Genomic DNA, 18,220 nt, shown 5'->3' with positions numbered 1-18,220 from the left:
AAAAAACTTTAAATCAACCCAGAGAAACCTCTTTAAAAAAACTCTACCTAATGAACAAAATTTAATTATGATTCCTACTGGTGGTTCATCTGGAAAAATTAAATTTGCTGTTCATACATGGGAAAATTTAATGTCATCCGTGAGAGGTTTCCAAGAATATTTTCAAGTACAAGAAATTAATTCATTTTGTGTTTTACCCCTATATCATGTCAGTGGTTTAATGCAGTTTATGCGCTCCTTTACTACTGGAGGAAATTTAATAATTTTGCCATCCTATAAAGATATTTTTGATAAAAAGGAATGGAATATTAACCCCAATGAATTTTTCATTTCTCTGGTACCAACCCAGTTACAAAAATTGCTACAAAATGCAGAAATAGCTAACTGGTTATCAAATTTTCAGACAGTGCTTTTAGGTGGTGCCCCTGCTTGGGAAGAATTATTTGATGCAGCAAGAAAATATCAGATTAAATTAGCTCCAACTTATGGAATGACAGAAACTGCTTCTCAAGTTGCGACTCTTAAACCAGAAGATTTTTTGGCAGGAAATAATAGTAATGGTCAAGTATTACCTCACGCTAAAATTATCGTTCAAAGTGAAAGTGGAGAGATATTAGGTCAGAATCAAATTGGAAATATTATTATCAAAGCTAGTTCTTTGGCGTTAGGATATTACCCCAATATACTTAATAATTATGAAAGTTTAGCAACGGATGATTTAGGATTTTTTGATCCTCAAGGTTACTTAAAAATAGTAGGTCGTAGCAGTCAAAAAATTATTACTGGTGGGGAAAATGTTTTTCCAAAAGAAGTGGAAGCTGCTATTTTAGCAACTGGGTTAGTAAGTGATGTTTGTGTAATTGGTTTAGCAGATAAATATTGGGGTGAGATTGTCACTGCCATTTATGTTGGTAATACTTTTCAAGTTTCTAGGGAAAATTTGTTAGCTGCTATTGATGGAAAATTGAGCAAATTTAAACAACCTAAATATTGGGTGAGAGTGGAAAGTTTACCTCGGAATTCTCAAGGGAAAGTCAATCAGAAATTGTTAAAGGAAATTGCGATTCAAAGATTAGGGTAAGCATTCAGCGGTCAGCTATCAGCTATTTCTTTATAATTCCCATTTCTCCTAACAACTCCCTACTCCCTACAACGAGCAAAAAGACTTTTTCAGCAAACCCTATTTATAGCAAACTAGCAAATATCCAGGATGTTCTTGGTCTCGATAAATAAACTCACATTTCCCAAAACCAGCATTTTTTGCTTGATTTATAATTGTATTTTCTGTTTCAGGAAAATCGGAAGTTTCCATGTGTGTAATTACCACATCTATTTCATCTTTAGTCAAGCTAAACCAATTTTTACTGATATTTTGCCAATATTTTTCTAAAAAGCGATTGCGAGTTTCTCCTTGCTCTCTAAAAATATCAATTAAAATAAAACAGGAATTAGGATGCAGTATTTGCCAAATATCATTAATTAAATTTTTCTTCTCTAATGTATTTAAGTGATGAATAGTATAAGACGAAAAAACAATGTCAATTTTTAAATTTTTAGTAGAGACTAATTCTTTAACTACATCCCTGATATTACCTGTAATTAATTTTTTTTCACCAGGAATATAGCCAATATTTTCTTGAGCAATTTCTAATGCTTGTGGTGATAAATCGACACCAGTGTAACTATAGATTTTACTATCAATCAGACAAGGTGTTATAGTTGATAAATCCCCACAACCGAGGTCTAAAAAAGAAAATAATTTAGCTGGAGAATTGAGAATAAATTGATGTAAGACATCATACATTTCTTTATGTCTAATGTGATTATGTTTGATAATTTTCTGATATATCTGCCAGTTTTTAGCAAATATTTCCGCACTAGAGGGTAGAGTCTGATTTCCAATTTTGGCAATATCTTTAGACATAATTATGTAAATTTTATCAAAAGGTTTATATAAGTATTCAGCGGTCAGCTATCAGGAGTCAGATGTGAGAGATTGATTGATATTATAGCTTGATTTATAAGAGAATTAAATATTGTTTCTCATACAGCAGATTCCAAGTATATGAAGTACAAATATTAACAATTAAATGTTTCTAGGTTGGCATCTTTGGAATCCGTTATTATATCATGTTCGGATCATCAATTATAAATAAAATTTTAGCTCTAACATTAGGGAAAAGATATTACACTTCTACTTTTCTCCTGACTCCTTTTTCCAGCAATTCTGACTCCTGACTCCTGACTCCTTGGTAATTATTTATAAGTATTTAACCAAACATGATATTAATCATTCCTGATTGCTATAGTGTTTTCAAATGAGATATAAATCTAGATTGAAGTTTTTTCTAATAATAAAAGTGCTGTCTTGACTACCATCTATCCTGATGTTTACTACTATTTAATGCTATTTTTCATTCTTTACTATTCCCTCCATACCTATTCCCTATTACCTTTTTAACAGGACTCGGTTTCCATATCCCATTCAGAAACGCTATATAGCTTTCCTCAAGTATAGAGCTTTATTCAGTTTGCGACAGAATTATGTAAAAAAAGAGGAATAGAGGTAAAAGTTTCAGACTTTTTATCTACAGCTTCATTCATTGAAATTGTCTGAAGAAAAATAGAAAAAATAGTAGTAACCAAAAATAGGACTACAGCTAAAAATATAATTAGGGTTTGCGCTCAAAAGTCTTGTGGTAAGGGTAGCCGTCAGGAGTTAGGAGTTAGGGGAATTTAGAGAAGGTACGAGTAAGAATTGTTCGTCAATTTTTCTGTCTTTATATGCCCAAAATACGCTCATTTTTGAACCTAAAAGACCTAAAAGCTTGAATTTTTTTAAATACCTAAAAAGCCTGAAACTTTTACCTAAAAAGGATTTAATATTTAATCAGCAAACCCTAATTATTCCAAAAGTCAGATTTTCAAATTATACGACAAAAGCAACTATAGCTAAGAAAGAATTGGTTAGGACATGGACTGACGATAAATCTTAGAGTAGGAAATGTTTTTTCCAATGTTCCCTGTTCCCTGTTTCCTGCTATATTAAAGAAAAATATTGTAAATGCTATCGTGAACAAATTTTTTTAATCAAAAAAATGTTCAAATATATCCATAATTTGATTTTCCTTTGATTTTCCTTTAACTTGAAAAGTTCTGTCTATTTCTAGCATCTAAAAATTTTAATTGTTGATAAAGCATTCCAATTTTTGGTAACTTCACACCAGCTTCACTCGCTATTCGTAAAGGATTGCCAATAATCCCTTCTATTTCTAAAGGTCGTCGTCGTTCATAATCAATTTTCATGCTAGTTAAATAAGGTCGTAATTTGTTAGTATGGTCTAACATTTTTTGAATATAACTATCTGGAATTTGACACTGACAACTTTTTGCACCCTCTAAAACTTCTTGCATTATTTCTGTTACTAAATTTCTCGTATTAGCATCTCCCATAATTTCATCGGTTCGAGCATCTAAAATTACTGACAAGCTGTTATAAGGAATATTCCAAACTAATTTTTTCCATCTTTCTAGTAGTAAATATTCAGTGAGATTCACCGGAACTCCAGCACTTTCAAAATCCTGATAAATCTCGCGCATTTTATTAGTAATTTCAGCAAATTGATAATTTCTGGCATATCTTCCGATTCTAATTAAACCATAATCTATATGATGAATATAACCAAAAATCACTTTATTAGAAGCAAGATTACATACTCCTCCAATTACTCTATCATCGCCAACAATCTTAGCAATTTCTGGTTCTGCACTTAACCCATTTTGTATTAGACTTATTAACTTCCAAAGGTAAAGCTTCAATAATTGATAATTGATAATTGATAATTGATAATTACCTCTCCCTAAAACGGATTGGATTGAATAAAAGGAAAATTGTTTCTCTCTTGGTCGATTGGATATGGCGTTTAGCTAGCGCAAAACGCCATCCCTCCCTACGGGAAGCTCCGCTTTTTCCTGACGGAATGCTCCTATTCCATGTCGCTCCGCGTTAACGTAGTTATGCGTAGCAAAACGACCGCTTGTTTCTCCACGGCGAGTGAGAGGCTTTAAACCTTAATTATTCGGTCAAATGAAGTATGAAATTAACTTATTTTGGCGATCGCTACATCTTTAAATATAAGCAGCCAAAATTAGACAGCAAAAAATAGAACAGAAAATAGACACTGCTCAAAAATCCTCTTTATCAAACTAACTATTTGTATAAATTATTTAATTTCTTCTCTTATTATCCTTACTGTTTAGATTTTCCCTTTTTGGATTTTGATTTTTTCTTTTGAAATCTCGCTCTTTGCTCAACAACTTCTGGAGGCGGACCATAATCTCCATTGGAAAAATAGACCCGCTCTACAATATGTTGTGGTTCAACTTCTATCCACAGACGGGCCCCCCCAGCTTGACTTCTATTTGGTTGATGAGGCTGATAAACTATTTGGCAAGGTCCATTAATTTTCAGAGAGTGGCAATAATCCTTTTTATTTCCTACTTTTACAGCGACTACCGGATGAGAAGTTTTATTGTCTCGGTTATAATCAATAGTCTTGCGCAGAACATGAATAATAGTTTTGGCTTGTCGTTGAAATTTATTCCAAGTACCTTCCGGACCGCGACTTCCTGGTATGATTTCTGGCATCCCCCGATCATTAACGGGCATCATCCAACGTCGCCCAACTTTTCTAGCACCGATAACTCGCTTTTGATTTAGTAGAAATCGTAATCTACCTGTAGAAATATTGAGTAGAAATGCTGCTTCTGTTGTACTTACATATAAAACTGTCATAACTATAACGTTGGAGTTTTTATTATTAATATAATTTTAATACATTTTTCTACTGTAACACGACAAATCATTAAACAAGACTCGACAAGTATTAAGAAATATTGAAAATTAACTTATGATTTGTTACGATATATTTCATTCTATCAAAATATTTTTTGGCATAGGTTATACCATTTTCCGGAAGTAAAAAGTAATCCTAAATCAAATAACTTAGGTAATAAGAGAGTTATAACTGAAAAATTCTCAATCTAAGAATGAGTAGAACTATGAATAATGGCGTTTCTCAAGTTACTGAAGTACGGTTGTTTTTCCTATTCGCACATAACCATAACTCCTGCTCCTTACTGCCTAAAAATCACGATTTTTGTACCTCAAAAGTATGGGAATTGCTATAACTTTGGTCAAAAAAATTAAAAGTAAAATTCAAAAAATGCTAAAGCATAATTCATCAAATTCAGCAATTCAAGACAAACCTAAATCTCCAGAAAATCTACAAGAAAATACTACAATAGAATTCCATGAAGAGCAGACAAACACTACTCCTAAATTGTCTCAGTCTGACAAAAAGAATTTTTCCGTACTTTGGGCAACAGTAATTATCACCACTCTCGGAGTCGGATTTATCGGAGGACAATGGTGGCAATCTCATAGCAATGAAACACCAAGTCAGCCATCAACAACAGCTCCAGGTAGACGACGAAGTATCTTGGTTAAAACAATACCAATACAAATTACTTCCCTCCAAGAAACCTCAGAATTTGTGGGAACCATGGAAGCAAAACGCTCTGTCAGAATCAGACCAGAAATAGATGGTAGGGTAGTAGAAATCTCAGTACAGGAAGGAACTTTTGTCTCTGAGGGGCAGGCGATCGCTAAACTAAAAAGTGATAATGTGGAAGCTAATTTAAGGAGAGCAAAAGCTAACCTTCAGCAAAGTGAAGCACGTTTAGCACAACTCAGAACAGGAGCCAGACCAGAACAAATTGCAGCAGCGAGGGCGCGTCTCCAACAATCTCAGGCTACCTTGACTGAACTGAAAAGAGGCACGCGGCTAGAACAAATTGCAGCAGCGAGGGCGCGTCTTCAGCAATCTCAGGCTACCTTGGCTGAATTGGAGGCGGGTACTCGCGATGAGGAGATTGCTCAGGCAAAAGCAGAATTACAAGAGGCAGAAGTACGACTAGAAGATGCCAGATCCGGTAGTCTTTTAGAAGAAATTGCCCAAGCTAAGGCGCAAATACAAGTACAACAAGCAGAATTAGAATTAGCTACCGAACAAGTCACGCGAAACCAAAAGTTAAGAGCAGAAGGAGCGATCGCTGAGTTAACTTTTCAGGAAATTTTTCAAGAGGAGAGAGCGGCTCGGGCAAGGGTAGAGGAAGCAAAAAGACGAGTGACGCAGTTGGAAAGAAATCGAGAGTCTACGATTCAAACTTTAGAAGCAGCGTTAGAACAACAACGGCAGATTTTGAGAAGGCTAGAAAATGGTACTCGCCCGGAAGAAATTGCTAGGGCAGAGGCAGAGGTAGCGGAGTCTCGTAGTAATTTAGAGGAATTGCAAAATGGTACTCGCCCGGAAGAAATTGCCAGGGCAGATGCGGAGGTGGCGGAAGCTCGTAGTAATTTGGAGGAGTTGCAAAATGGTACTCGTCCTGAAGAAATTGCCAGAGCAGAGGCAGAGGTAGCAGCAGCATTAGCAGAGGTCGAGAGTTGGCAAGCTGAGTTTGAGGATACGGTAGTTGTAGCTCCTTTTGCAGGTGTAATTGGAGATATGATTGTCAAGATAGGAGATTTTGTTGATAGTGGTGACACTATGACTACTGTGACGGCAAATCGGGTATTAGATATCAATTTACCAATTCCGTTGGAGCGACGCGGAGATTTACGATTGGGTTTACCTGTGGAGATTAGGAGTCCGGAAGGTAAGGTTTTGGGAATTGGGAGGGTTAGTTTTATTTCTCCTACTGTTAGTGATTCTCAAACTGTTTTGGTTAAGGTAGATGTGGATAATAGGGCGGGAAATTTAAAGGATGGTCAGTTTGTGGAAGTTAATATGATTTGGGAAGAGCGTCAAGCTGTGGTAGTGCCTATGACGGCAGTGGGTTTTGAAGGAGAGACACGGTTTGTGTATTTGTTGGAGGGAGAGGGTGAACAGCAAAAGGCAAGGCGTCAGATAATTGAGTTGGGTTTGGTTCGGGGTGATATGGCTGAGGTGGTGTCTGGTTTGGAGTCTGGGGAGAATTTGATTGTTTCGGGTATACAAAGGTTGAATGATGGAGCGGCTGTGAAGGTTTTGAGTTCGGGGAAAAGAGGGAATAGGGAATAGGGAATAGGGAATAGGGAATAGGGAATAGGCGATCGCTCTGAAAATGTGATTTGTTTGGGAAGGAGCGATAATGCTCCGCACCGCTTGCGCGATCGCTCTTGTTTAAGAATTGGAAGATGAGGGAGCGAAGCATTCGGAGAAAAAGATATAGCCTCCAAATGCTTCACATTTTTTATATCAGGATGTAGCTTCCTGCTTTTTCTTGGCTAAAGCTTCTTTGATTTTTTTCTCTGCCTCCTCTTTTTCTTCTGGAGTTAAAGGTCTTAATTCTTGAGTAACGTTAACTCGTGCTTTTTTAATGGAGTTAATAGAATCAAGTAGTTGGCTTAGTGCGACTTCTTCTTTTCCTTGACGTGCTGCTCTCATAGCTGCATCTATAACAGCATTTTTTATATCTCTCCCACAAACATCTTCAACCTGAGCTAGTTTTTCTAGGGAGACATCTGGTGTAGGTAGTTCTTCGACAAGGTGTCTTTTCCAAATTTCAAGGCGACAAGTTTCGTCTGGCATGGGGAAATTTATGTTTCTCACCCGCGTCTCAAATGCTTTGTCATAATTTTCTACAAGATTTGTGGAAAACATGACTACTCCGCGAAATCTCTCTAAGCAAATAAGTAATTGACTCCGCATAGAGTTAATAGCTTGCTCCGATCCTTGGGTGACATTGGTGAGTCGTTTGGAAAGTAAGGAGTCAGCTTCATCTATAAATAAGAGAGCATTTTGTTGTTCTGCTGCCAGAAAAATTGCCTCGACGTTTTTGGGTCCTTCACCGTGGTACATACTCTCAATTTGAGCATAGCTAGCAACTAAAATCGGACGATTGATTTTAGAGGCTATGGCGTGTGCTGCGAGAGTTTTTCCCGTTCCTGGTTTACCATGAAAGTTTAGTGCTGTACGAGGAAAAGGTTCAATTTTACGCAAACCCCACTTGTCAAAAACTTTAGCCTCTAACTCAATTAAGTCAACAGCTAACAGGAGGTCTTCTGTGACTTTTTCAGGGATGACTAACTGCTCGAAAGTAAATAGGGGTTCTTGAGCTTCGTACCTTTTAGCGCGTTCTTCTGGTGATAAGTCGCGATCTGATTTTTTATCGGTAGAATTTTGTCCGTTTTGCGAATTGTTTTTTTCAAATGTACTTGATGAAGAATCAAGTGGAGTTCCAATAATTACCTGAATATTCTCAATACCAGTTTCATCAAGTAGTTTGTTAACTGCGGTTAAAAGTCTAGAGCGATAAACAGCAGCTAAAGGTTCAGGTACAGTATCAGGAATTCCCTGAATAAGTAGCTTTTGAGATGTGTTCATTTCCCATAAAATCTAACAAAGGTTTCCAATTCTACTCCCAAATCACTGTTCTATCATCATCGTGAAGTTTCCGTACTTCTGATTGGAGACTATCATATTGAATTGTACGACCTTCTACAAGAGAACCAGTGTTTTTCTTGAAAATACCCTGAACAATAACTGTTTTCCCAGATTTTAGGTTTGTTTGGTAACTAGCAGCAACGTGTTCCGGTTTAGTCGCAATATAGGTACGCGCCTGAAACCAGTTTACAAGAGCATTAACAGTAAGGTAACTGATATATATAAGAGCGCCAACAGCTGTAATTGCGGCAGGAGTACCTACGGCAGTTGCAGTTGCAGCACTAGCTCCATGAATACCTAAGTGAGTTAAAATCCATTTGCCGATCAACAAAGTTGTAATTGGTTCTACCATCTTCTCTTACTCCACAATAATAAGGTCTTGGTTGTCAAAAGTATCCTGTAGTTCTTCATCCAATTCTTTTGCCACTAGATAGCGACCATAAGGTTTTCCATCTGGACGATGAATAATCTGATCGTTGTTGTCTAAAAACATCTGCACCAAGAGTTGACCTTGGGGATGAGACTGCCGTAGAATTCCTCCTTTTTGGACTCTTGGGTCTGATGGCCTACTTGTAACAAAATACTGAATGGCATCTTCATAGGTCATAACTGGTATGACTTCTGCCATCTTTAGGAAGTCTTGTAACCATTCACTGAATTGAGAGACAACCTCCTGATGAAACTGAGCTACACCAGATTTTTGAGATTTAAGTTCTACAACAATCAAGTCTCGATTGCCGAAATTTTTGCTCAGTTTTTTATCTGGCTTTTCTCCTAATAATTGACGACCATAAGGAGTTCCATCAGGACGACAAATAAACCTATTATTTTCATCCAAAAACATAAGTCCTAAAAGTTGTCCTCTAGGACGCTTTTGACAAATAATTGCTCCCTTTGTAACTGTATAATTCGGTGGGCGATCGCTGTCGAAATACTTGATAATCTGATCATACTTGAGTTGTGGCCGAAGTTCTGGTATTACCTGAATTCGTGGCATCCATTCCTTAAACTGAGCTAATATTCGTTTTTCTTCTTGGGGAGTTATTTGTTTACTCCCCTCAGAAGAGTCTTTAGAAAACCAGTTCAAAATCATTGCATAATTCCTATGTCTAATGGTTTGAATAAACTACAAATCCTATATTTAGGATTCCGGTATTTTCAATTTCTAAATATTTGATTTCTACATCTTCTATTAAGTCACATATATCTCTATTTTGCCAACTTTAAAAAATGTGATTTAGTAGCAAATAGTAAATTTTTTTTGCAGTTATTTAGTGTGAAACTGTGGGGTTTAGTTGCTTTAGTGGGAAAAAGTGTGATACAGTCAGATAAAATATAACAAAACTATAATTCTATCTGTGGATATGGATGTTCAGACGTTAGTTGAATTAACGGATAATTTGTTATTCACGAAAACTGGAAAACATTTGGATTCTCTGCAAAGAGTAATTTTGCAAAGCACTATGGAAGGTAAAAAATACCCGGAAATAGCAGATAATACCAATCGCAAGTACAATCATGTTAAACAAGTTGGTAGTGAATTATGGCAACTTTTAGAGGATGTTTTAAAAGAGGAAGATGTTAAACAATCTAATATCCGCTCCATATTAGAAAAATTCTACTTTTCACATATTTCAAATACAGGTAATGACTGGGTAAATGTTAATGGTAATCATATAAATATCTGTCAAGGAAACAGATATTTTCCCTCCCCTAAAAACAAATCTTCTCCCACTCCCACTAATCAAAACTCAAACAACACTAATCCAGAAAATTATTATGATTTATCTGAAGCTCCCGACTTATATTCGTTGTGCGATCGCCACACCGAAATAACCACCCTGAAACAATGGATAGAAAACCACACCCGCATCATCACCATATTAGGATTAACTGGCATCGGCAAAAGTACCCTGACTGTAGAATTAATTCAACAAATAAAAGATAAATTTGATTATATAATCTGGCGCAATATTGATAACTACCCCTCCTGTGAATCTCTACAAACAAACATTATTCAATTCTTATCTCAAACAGATTTTCCCTCCCAAAAATCAGAAAAAATTTCCAATTCTCAAACCATCAACAATCAATTAATAGATTACCTCCGAAAATATCCTTGTTTACTGATTTTTGATAATTTACAAGAAATTTTTGCCAGTGGAAAATTAGCTGGTACTTATCTGCAACAACATGAAAATTATGGTAAATTTTTTCAACAAATAGCCACATCATCCCACCAAAGTTGTTTGTTACTCCTGAGTCAAGAACAACCAAAAATAATATCAAGTAATAATCATTTTCAGACCTTAAAACTTGATAGTTTAGGAAAGTCAGCAGCAGCAATTTTAGAAAGTAAAAACTTAACAGATGAAGATAAATGGTTAGACTTAATTAATCTCTATGACGGAAATCCTTTATGGTTAAATATTATTGCCGATGCAGTCGAAGATTTATGTGATGGAAACGTCGCTCAATTTTTATCTTGTAAAAATCTATATTTAGGAGATTTAGAACCGATATTAGAGAGAATTTTTCAGCGTTTGTCCGAGCTAGAAAAACAAGTAATATTATGGATAGCAACTCAAGAAACAGCAGTAGATATTTCCAATACTCCCCCAGACTTTCCACTCTCCCACTCAGATTTATGGAAAGCAATACAATCATTAAAAAGACGTTTTTTAGTAACAAAAAAAGATAATTTATTCGCTATTTTAACTGCACTGAAGCAGTATATTATATCGCATTATTTACATTAACTCACTCGAATTATGCAGGATACTAGGCTGATTAAGAAACCGGATTTATGGGAGACAGATGTTACCGAAAAATTTTGGTTTAAAGCCTCCCCTTGGATAGGGGATAATAAATAAAAATTTTCATGATTAGTCAATATTCTTCTTTTCAAGGAGAGGTAATTATTAATTATTAATTATTCATTATTCATTATTAATTATTAATTGTTGAATATAGTTAGGCATTTTGGTAGTCCTGCTGAGGAATGGCGAAGATACATAAGTTTTGTAATTTCTTCCCACACGGACCACACGGACCAAACTTCCCACACGAACCAACTTCCCACACCTCCCACACCTCCCACACCTCCCACACCTCCCACACCTCCCACACTCTCTCTACCATTCCTCAGCACCACCACCGGCATTTTATATAAACCTGGTTTCTATTTAAGGCTTGCTAATTAGGGCTTGCTGATTAAATATGAAAGTATTTACAGAGCAAGCTTTTAGTCTTTTTAAGTATTGAAAAAGTGGGAGATTTTGAGTTGAAAAGCCTCAAAATGTTATACCATTTCGACCTGATGTTGCGCTTAATATAAAAATGAGAATAGTCAGTGTAATAAGGTCTGAGCAACAATTATTAAGCGCATTGTTACACAGAAATGGTATTAGTATTTTAGACGCATAGTTGGACAGAGAAATTGAGGAACAATTCTAACTCCTAACTCCTCTAAATTCCCATTTCTACTGACTCCGTACGGACGCCCTTATGCAACGTCCCTACTACTACAAAGAGCAAAAATACTTTTTCAGCAAACCCTAATTAAATCTCAAAGCATTGACAGATAAAGGCAAAAGCATTTTTGGGGCGAAAAAAGTACAAATTTTTCAGCTTGAGTGGCTAAAAAGTTAGAACGGGTAGCAGACTAGAACAGAAAGATACACCTACAATTATTCTTCCACCTCCGACACTCCCCACACCTCCGACACTTCCCACACTTCCCACACTCCCCACACTTCCCACACTCCCCACACCTCCGACACTCCCCACACTTCCCACACTTCCCACACTTCCCACACTCCCTACTTCCTACCCTAATTAGAAAACCGAGCTTCTTACGAAACTCGGTTCTGAGCTGATATTAGATGGGGAGCGATCGCCCCTACCTACAAATTTAATAACCTTTTTCCATGAATAACAGCAGCAACCATTACCACATCACCCTTAACCTTATAAAGGACTCGATAACTATAAGCATAATCTTGTCGATAACTATCATCACCAAACTCCTTGACTACTTCTCCCCCTAAAGGATTATTAATCAAATTTCTAGTGACATTAATTATCCTATGAACTACTGCTGCAGCATAGGAAACAGAATCACGAGCTATGTAGGAAGCGATCGCATCCACATCATCTATAGCCTTAGAAGACCAAACTACTTTATAACCCATTTACTCAAAAGCCCTTCAGCTTCTTCTTGTGTAATTTTTCTTTCTTTATCAGCTACTTCTAAACCATGAAGAACTTTTTCAATTACATATAAATGATATTGAACATCTTCAAGGGAGCAATTATCTGGCAATTTGCTTAATAGAGATTCTACTTTTTTCTTAGCGGTACTCATAAAGTTCATATTATTAAGTCACTGTTCCTAGGTGTACATGAGCCACTGGACAGCGACATCTGGTGTTTTGCATTTTCGCGCTTTCCAGACATAAAAAAGCGAAAAACACACCTCTTCCCAGAGGAACCTTAAAGGTAGTAATCATTTTTAGTTGTAATTTTTTTATTTTGAAACCAGTAAGTTTCATATAGTTCCTTTAAATTAGATGCTTTCATGTTCCAGCGCCTTTAGCAAAAAAAATATTTCAGATTATCGCCGACCTTGGCTCTAGATAATAAGATAGGTAATATACCTATTAATAATATAACAATCTGGTTGAACTTTTGAAAAATAATACTATACTTTGAGGTTTAAACTATCAGTATAATTACTTATAGTTATTATAACTTGATGGCCAACTAGCTGTTCTTAACTCAAAAGTTTTATATACTATCAAGAGCTTATCAAACAACAGATGAAATAAATAGACTTAATCTCATAATTTTCAATTTATTAATTACCAAAACATTGGGTTTAAAGCCTCGTCCTTAAGTGGGCTACTTTTTAGTTGTTTTTTTTGAAAATAAATAGATATGTTGTTATTTTTTTGTTATTAGTCGCGGGTGGACAGTCCGAGACAAAAAAAGTTAAGGCTTTTAGTAAAGACAGCTTAAAAAGTTAGTATTTTGGGTAGACAAAAGCAGAAACATTAAGGCACAATTCTGATTCCAACCTCCTCCATAATTCCCCTGATTCCTGATTCCTCACCTCACTCATAAGACTTTTTCGACAAACCTTAAATAATTTTGGCCTTGCTGAATCAAGGTATGAAAATAAAAATTGAACAATCTCAAAGGCTTTGTTATTTAATAGTTTAGCAATTACCAAAAAATACAAATCATACCCACGAATCAGCAACGCCATAATTTCTATACCCAGGAACTTAGTGCCGCTACGCGGAATTCAAAATTCATGCATTATTGGTTAATAAGGCTTTTCGGATGCACGTAACTGCAAATTGTTATTTCTGCCATTGAGCACTAGAAATTTTCATACTTAGCGATCGCCTCTGTCATCGTCCCGCTACGCGGAATTCAAAATTCAAAATTCAAAATTCGCGCATTAATTATTGCTTAGTAAAGCTTAAGGGAAGCTATTTACTGCAAATTGTTATTTCTGCCATCGAGCACTAGAAATTTTCATACTTAGCGATCGCCTCTGTCATCTTCTGAATTACATCTACTACAGAAATACTTCCTAATTCACCAGCACTACGAGTCCGAATACTCAAACTATTAGACTCAACTTCCTTAGCACCTACGACAGCCATTACAGGAATTTTTGCCTTTTCCGCATTCCGAATCAATTTACCCAAACGCTCATTACTTATATCTGCCTCAGCACGAATACCTACTTGACGCATCTGCTGGACAACTTCTTGAGCAAAAGGCAAAAATTCAGAATTAACTGGTAAAAGTTTAACCTGGGTGGGAGCCAACCACACAGGAAAATCTCCAGCATACTCCTCAATTAAAATTCCAATTAACCTTTCCAGAGAACCGAAAGGCGCGCGATGAATCATCACGGGACGTTTCCTTGTTCCATCTTCTGCTACATATTCTAAATCGAATCGTTCGGGCAAATTATAGTCTACCTGTACAGTCCCCAATTGCCATTCTCGCTCCAAGGCATCCTGGAAAATAAAATCCAACTTTGGACCATAAAATGCAGCTTCACCAATTCCCTCAAAATGCTCCATTCCCATTTTTTCCACAGCTCGACGAATAGCACCTTGAGCTTTTTCCCAAGCTTCATCAGAGCCAATATACTTATCTAATTTAGGGTCGCGGAAACTTAATCTCGCCCGAAAATTCTTTAGTTGTAGATTTTTAAATACAAATAGTGTTAAATCTACCACACTCAGAAACTCATCATCAAGTTGTTCGGGTGTCACAAACAAATGAGAATCATCTTGAGTGAAACCCCGGACTCGTGTTAAACCTCCTAATTCCCCAGACTTTTCATAGCGGTAAACAGTGCCAAACTCGGCAAGTCGTATTGGCAACTCTCGATAAGAACGTAATTCATTTTTATAAATTTGGATATGAAAGGGACAGTTCATCGGTTTTACAACAAAACCCTGTTCCAAAGCTTCTGCTTGTTCATCCTCAGCCATCATCGGGAACATATCCTCTTTATATTTTTGCCAATGTCCGGAAGTTTTGAATAAATCTACTCTGGCAATATGGGGAGTATCTACAGGTAAATAACCCCGTTTCATTTGTTCTTGTTGGAGAAAGTCTTTCAGTGAATTCTTTAACATGGTCCCTTTAGGAGTCCAAAGAGGTAATCCCGGTCCAACAAGGTCGGAAAAAATAAATAGTCCTAATTCTTTACCTAGTTTACGATGGTTTCTTTTGAGAGCTTCTTCTTTACGTCTTTTATATTCAGTTAGTTGTTCTGGAGTTTCCCAAGCAGTGCCATAGATACGTTGCAATTGGGCTTTGGTTTCATCTCCGCGCCAGTAAGCACCAGCAACAGTTTCTAGATCAATTGCTTTGGGATTAATTTGCTTTGTACTTTCAATATGAGGACCTGCACATAAATCCCACCACTCTTCTCCAAGATGATAAATGGTTATTGGGTCTTCTAAATCTTCGAGAATTTCTAATTTGTAAGGTTCTTTAATTGCTTCTATTCGACTTTTAGCTTCTTCCCGACTGACTTCTTCTCTAATTACAGGTAAATCGCGCTTAATTATTTTGACCATCTCTTTTTTGATGGCTTTTAAATCTGCTTCTGTAAATGCTTCTGGGGTATCAAAGTCGTAGTAAAAGCCATTTTCAATCCAGGGGCCAATTGTTACCTGGGCTTTGGGAAATAACTTTTGTACGGCCATTGCCATGACATGGGATGTGGTGTGACGAATTTTTTTGAGAGTTTCTGACTCGCTAGTGCGGGGTAAATGGATTTTTTCTGGTTGTTCAGGGGAAGGGTTAGGTTCTGAGCTGGACATTGGCTGTTTATTCTAATGGTGTTACTGTTATCTATTTTTACAGAGATGGATCTAGATTAAATTTTAGTTAGATTATTATAATTTAGGTGCTTAAGCTTCAAAACGCTACATATATAAGACGTTATAGTTTTTGGTTAGTATATACAGTGTTTTTATCTAAATTCCAATTTTCTGGGTATAGAGTAAGACAGATTTTTGGTTATACCAATTTTATGAAATATTACTAAAGTATTTTACTAGACAGTGCGAAGTTCTTGGAATAACTATTGCTAGCTAGGGCTTTCAGCAATCTCAAGGTTGGAAGTTATCTATTGAGAACTGTAGGTGCTGTCAGCATTTGCCAGTAATACTTTCAGCCTTTAAAGTAAATCATTTTTTAGGAGAACTTTTTACTCTCGAGTATTTTAAGATGATGGCGAAAATTTAGAGATTAATACTGTAACGACCTTTTTTGAATTTTGTTAGGCGATTAAAATTTAGGGAACAGGGAACAGGTAAGAGAGATTCGTCGCAAACATTTATCACGCCAGGTATAACTTGCCAACTTTAAAACCGCAGCTAGAGCATTTACTTGTACTTGGCTCATCTATCAATAACTCTAAAATCACGACCTTATTTTTCTGCTTTTCCCTCTAAAAATGTTTGTATGAGTTCTCCAAATTGTCATAGTTATAAAACTATTTACCTCGCCAATTCGACGGTTACCCTATGGTTATCGTTAATAATTTCAGTAGATAATTTATACAGAAAATCTGTTCTGGTATCTTTGAATTTGGCATGAAATTCAGCTATTCCAAATCATAATTTTTCATATCGTTTAGACCTTCTGGTTTTCTTTGATAATGATTTACTTAGCTTTAGATATTTGACATTACTAAATGCTATTTGCCGAATATTTCCGTAGTGAAAACCTTGATTAGACATTATTTTTGAATTTCCCACAATTCTATAGAAACTAAACTTACAATTTCAATCCTATATCAGTTTTAAAATCTGCAATATTCTCTTGAATTTAGACTGAAATATATTCAATCCAATCTCAGCTTTTTGATGATTTTCAAATTCTGCGAATAGTAGAATATTCACAGCAATTTTTATGGAAGGAAGTTCATTAATTGATAATGGATAATTGATAATTACCTCTCCTTAAAAGGAAGAGGATTAACTAAAAGGAAAAAATTGATTTCTCTTGGTTGATTGGATATGGCGAGGAAACCTCGCCATCCCTCAACTGCTTTTTTTCCTTAAAAGAGGAGGCTTTTAACCTGAATTATTTAATTAATAATTATTAATTCTTAATTGTTTGGTCAACTTAATATTAATCTCTTTTACTTTTCCCCTATCCCCTAAAATTCTCAAAATTTTTACCTCCAAAAATACAAAACTTATGTAATTAATTAGATGCTTGTCTGGCAGTTTCTAACCAATTATCATATTTTTCTTGATTATTTTTAACCCACTCTTGAGCATGACGCAAAATATCTTCTTTTTGGTCTTCACCATTTTTAATCCGTAAACTTTCCGCATTCATATCTGCTACTGGAATTTCTACTAACTCAAACCACTTTTTAGCAACTGGATTAGTTTCTAGGAATTTTTTGTTAGCAACTATACGCTGTTGAAGTATGGGAAAACCAAGATTTTTTCCATCTACTGATGTATCTTTTTCAGTCAAATTTCCCATAGATTCTGGTAAAGAGGTAAAAGGTACTTCTAGGAAAATTACATCTTCTCCTGGTTTTAAAACTGTAGATATCCAGTGAGGATCATAGGCATAATAAAAAATAGGTTCTCCTTGCTTATAGCGAGTAATCACATCTAATAAAATAACTGAATATTGACCTTGATTATGCTCTACTGTATCTTCTAATTGATAAGCTTTAAGGTGATGGTTAATGGCTAACTCACAAGAAGAACCAGCACCACAACCAATTAAATTTGCTTTACCATCTTTATCTGAATCAAAAAGTTTAGCAATTTTTGGGTCTTTTAATTGTTCAATATTAGTAATGTTATATTTATCGGCTGTTTTTTTGTCAATTTCATATCTTTGTATGCCATTAGGAGTCAAAATTCCCACTGCCTCTAATTTTTCTTTGCCTCCCGCATTTTCAAAAAATGGATTATGTTGTGGTTGGTAGTAAACTACACTATAGTCTAAGTCTCCATTGGCTACGGAAATATAAAGTGGTGGGTAATTAATGTTTTTCGGTTTTTCAACCTTGTAGCCTAATTTTTCTAGACCTATATTAACAACATAGGTTTGAAATGATTCTCCTATCCAGCCACTATTAGCACCGCGAATAGTTACTATTTCAGAAGTTGGAACTTTTTGACAAGAAGTGAAAATTACGACTACTCCATCTCTTCCCG

Annotated in this window: 16 protein-coding genes; 3 read left to right on the top strand and 13 right to left on the bottom strand. The window is 35.8% G+C overall.

Annotation, left to right across the window (positions count from 1 at the left end):
• A partial coding sequence (locus tag F6K40_RS30035) for a 2-succinylbenzoate--CoA ligase (protein ID WP_293141189.1) occupies positions 1-1,081 on the top strand: 1,081 nt, incomplete at its 5' end.
• Positions 1,082-1,180: 99 nt separating this feature from the next.
• On the opposite strand, the gene F6K40_RS30030 is transcribed toward F6K40_RS30035, so the two are convergent.
• The 3 genes from F6K40_RS30030 to F6K40_RS30020 all read right to left on the bottom strand — a co-directional run bounded on the left by F6K40_RS30030 (position 1,181) and on the right by F6K40_RS30020 (position 4,795).
• Positions 1,181-1,924 (bottom strand): class I SAM-dependent methyltransferase, encoded by a 744-nt coding sequence (locus tag F6K40_RS30030; RefSeq protein ID WP_293141188.1) that lies wholly within the window; start codon positions 1,922-1,924, stop codon positions 1,181-1,183.
• Positions 1,925-3,141: 1,217 nt separating this feature from the next.
• Positions 3,142-3,819, bottom strand: a complete 678-nt coding sequence (locus tag F6K40_RS30025; protein ID WP_293141187.1) for a 2-dehydropantoate 2-reductase — start codon at positions 3,817-3,819, stop codon at positions 3,142-3,144.
• 430 nt (positions 3,820-4,249) lie between these two features.
• The gene (locus F6K40_RS30020; RefSeq protein WP_293141186.1) at positions 4,250-4,795 is read right to left on the bottom strand and encodes a MerR family transcriptional regulator; all 546 of its coding nucleotides are present in this window, start codon (positions 4,793-4,795) and stop codon (positions 4,250-4,252) included.
• Between the two features lie 379 nt (positions 4,796-5,174).
• Here F6K40_RS30020 and F6K40_RS30015 point away from each other — a divergent pair, with 379 nt between their 5' ends.
• Positions 5,175-7,121 (top strand): efflux RND transporter periplasmic adaptor subunit, encoded by a 1,947-nt coding sequence (locus F6K40_RS30015; protein WP_293141185.1) that lies wholly within the window; start codon positions 5,175-5,177, stop codon positions 7,119-7,121.
• A 177-nt stretch (positions 7,122-7,298) separates the two neighbouring features.
• Here F6K40_RS30015 and F6K40_RS30010 read toward each other — a convergent pair whose 3' ends face one another.
• From F6K40_RS30010 to F6K40_RS30000, 3 genes are read right to left on the bottom strand one after another with little or no spacing between them, the layout of a single operon-like run.
• Positions 7,299-8,426, bottom strand: coding sequence for an ATP-binding protein (locus F6K40_RS30010; protein ID WP_293141184.1), 1,128 nt, complete (start codon positions 8,424-8,426; stop codon positions 7,299-7,301).
• 31 nt (positions 8,427-8,457) lie between these two features.
• Positions 8,458-8,838: a hypothetical protein gene (locus F6K40_RS30005; RefSeq protein WP_293141182.1), complete on the bottom strand. Its 381-nt coding sequence runs from the start codon at positions 8,836-8,838 to the stop codon at positions 8,458-8,460.
• A gap of 6 nt (positions 8,839-8,844) precedes the next feature.
• Positions 8,845-9,579: a hypothetical protein gene (locus F6K40_RS30000; RefSeq protein WP_293141180.1), complete on the bottom strand. Its 735-nt coding sequence runs from the start codon at positions 9,577-9,579 to the stop codon at positions 8,845-8,847.
• A 271-nt stretch (positions 9,580-9,850) separates the two neighbouring features.
• Here F6K40_RS30000 and F6K40_RS29995 point away from each other — a divergent pair, with 271 nt between their 5' ends.
• On the top strand, positions 9,851-11,245 hold the full coding sequence (locus F6K40_RS29995) for a helix-turn-helix domain-containing protein (protein ID WP_293141178.1): 1,395 nt from the start codon (positions 9,851-9,853) through the stop codon (positions 11,243-11,245).
• Positions 11,246-11,442: 197 nt separating this feature from the next.
• Here the strand turns inward: F6K40_RS29995 and F6K40_RS29990 are convergent, their stop codons facing one another.
• The 7 genes from F6K40_RS29990 to proX all read right to left on the bottom strand — a co-directional run bounded on the left by F6K40_RS29990 (position 11,443) and on the right by proX (position 18,197).
• Positions 11,443-11,649, bottom strand: coding sequence for a hypothetical protein (locus F6K40_RS29990; RefSeq protein WP_293141176.1), 207 nt, complete (start codon positions 11,647-11,649; stop codon positions 11,443-11,445).
• A gap of 476 nt (positions 11,650-12,125) precedes the next feature.
• A complete protein-coding gene (locus F6K40_RS29985; RefSeq protein WP_293141174.1) occupies positions 12,126-12,302 on the bottom strand; it encodes a hypothetical protein in 177 nt (58 codons plus the stop codon).
• Positions 12,303-12,391: 89 nt separating this feature from the next.
• The gene (locus tag F6K40_RS29980; RefSeq protein ID WP_293097440.1) at positions 12,392-12,679 is read right to left on the bottom strand and encodes a type II toxin-antitoxin system RelE/ParE family toxin; all 288 of its coding nucleotides are present in this window, start codon (positions 12,677-12,679) and stop codon (positions 12,392-12,394) included.
• Complete coding sequence (locus F6K40_RS29975) at positions 12,664-12,861, bottom strand: hypothetical protein (RefSeq protein ID WP_375340154.1); 198 nt, start codon at positions 12,859-12,861, stop codon at positions 12,664-12,666. The genes F6K40_RS29980 and F6K40_RS29975 overlap by 16 nt, the downstream gene beginning before the upstream one ends.
• A 1,159-nt stretch (positions 12,862-14,020) precedes the next feature.
• A complete protein-coding gene (thrS, locus tag F6K40_RS29970; protein ID WP_293141172.1) occupies positions 14,021-15,847 on the bottom strand; it encodes a threonine--tRNA ligase in 1,827 nt (608 codons plus the stop codon).
• Between the two features lie 798 nt (positions 15,848-16,645).
• Positions 16,646-16,771 carry a hypothetical protein gene (locus F6K40_RS29965; RefSeq protein WP_293141170.1) on the bottom strand — a complete coding sequence of 42 codons (126 nt, stop codon included), beginning with the start codon at positions 16,769-16,771 and terminating at the stop codon, positions 16,646-16,648.
• A 469-nt stretch (positions 16,772-17,240) separates the two neighbouring features.
• Positions 17,241-18,197, bottom strand: a complete 957-nt coding sequence (gene proX / locus F6K40_RS29960; RefSeq protein ID WP_293141190.1) for a glycine betaine/L-proline ABC transporter substrate-binding protein ProX — start codon at positions 18,195-18,197, stop codon at positions 17,241-17,243.
• Between the last annotated feature and the right edge of the window lie 23 nt (positions 18,198-18,220).

It is taken from the genome of Okeania sp. SIO3I5 (assembly GCF_010672085.1).
Lineage (GTDB): Bacteria > Cyanobacteriota > Cyanobacteriia > Cyanobacteriales > Microcoleaceae > Trichodesmium.
The sequence above is the reverse complement of the archived record's forward strand: the minus strand, read 5'-3'. Positions and strand labels throughout refer to the sequence as shown.